Here is a 613-nt window from a genome sequence, read left to right as displayed (position 1 = left end):
CCGACAAGCCGCCCGCCCGCTACCGCCGCGCGGTACCGATCTGGGCGGACGGCAACCTGCCCGACCTCACCCGCGTCGTCCGCTCCACCGCCGTCCTCGCCGCCGTCCGCGACGCGACCGCCGGCACCTGCCAGGACGAGTCGGCCGCCGCGCCGTTCGCCCACGGCCGCTGGCTGTTCAGCCACAACGGCGCGATACCCGACTGGCCCGCTCTGCCCGACGACCTCGGCGAGCCCGTCACCGCCGCCGAGGTCGCCACGCTGGAGGCGCGCTGCGACTCGGTCCTGCTGTGGCTGCTGCTCAGCCGCCGACTGGCCGCCGGCGAGGACCCCGCGCACGTCCTGGCCGACACCGCCCTGCGCGTCGCCGCCGCACGCCCCGGCAGCCGCCTCAACCTCCTGCTCACCGACGGCCGTTCGATCACCGGCGTCCGCCACGGCGACACCCTCTGGTACCGGACCGCCGCCGACGGCGAACCGCCCGGCGTACTCGTCGCCTCCGAACCCGACGACCGCGACGGCTGGCGCGAGGCCCCCGAACACTCACTGCTCACCGCCACCGCCACCGGCGTCCGCACCCGCCCACTCACCCCCACGCGGGACGCGTCCCCGGC

At 77.2% G+C, this 613-nt stretch carries 1 protein-coding gene; it reads left to right on the top strand.

Annotated elements, in window-relative coordinates; genetic code table 11:
* Positions 1 to 613: class II glutamine amidotransferase (locus FNX44_RS27470; protein WP_153507812.1), on the top strand; the 613-nt coding region annotated here is incomplete at both ends.

It is taken from the genome of Streptomyces alkaliterrae (assembly GCF_007097205.2).
In the GTDB taxonomy this organism is placed as follows: domain Bacteria; phylum Actinomycetota; class Actinomycetes; order Streptomycetales; family Streptomycetaceae; genus Streptomyces; species Streptomyces alkaliterrae.
Note: the sequence above shows the minus strand (reverse complement) of the source record. Positions and strands in the feature narration are given on the sequence as shown.